We start from the raw sequence: 589 nt of genomic DNA on the forward strand, positions 1-589 counted from the left end.
CCACCTTTACCCTCTCCATCCTCCTGCATACGACGGCGGGATGGTGCGAGTTCCCGGTGGACGTGACGGAAAACAGCGGGTTGCCGGGGAACTTCTTTCAAACATCGGGTTACCTGGACGGGACCGTCTTTCACCTCGCCTTCATCCGGTCCGCCGACGGGAATCCCCCCTTCAAGGTGTACTATGCCCCCATCGACGCTTCGGCGGATTTCAACAGCGACACGCTGACGGGAGATACGCTGCGCCTGAAAGACATCACCCTCTTGGACCTCACGCTTCCCGCATACGTCGACGGGCGCTCACCCTCGATCTTTCCCCTCTCGGACAATGGCGAAAAGAAGGCGGGGGTCGCCTTCATCGGCGACGGGACCGTCTTCTTCGCCCTGATAAACCCGAACCTGGACAGCGATGCCCTGCAGCCGTCGGTGGAGGACGTGCAGGCAGTACCCGTTGTCCCCGCAGGGAGCGTGACATCGCTGTCTTCGGCTTCAGACAGCGCGGGCAACCTGCACCTTCTCTACGACAACACCGGCTCCCTGCTCTACGCGTCCATTCCCTTCGACGACTTCACCAATTCCGTTACCAGCAT

General features: G+C 61.0%; 1 protein-coding gene. It reads left to right on the top strand.

Features of this window, described 5'->3' with window-relative positions; translation table 11 throughout:
• Positions 1-589, top strand: a 589-nt coding sequence (locus tag GTN70_03615; GenBank protein NIO16076.1) for a hypothetical protein, incomplete at both ends; no start/stop codon positions are given.

The organism is Deltaproteobacteria bacterium, assembly GCA_011773515.1.
In the GTDB taxonomy this organism is placed as follows: domain Bacteria; phylum Desulfobacterota; class Deferrimicrobia; order J040; family J040; genus WVXK01.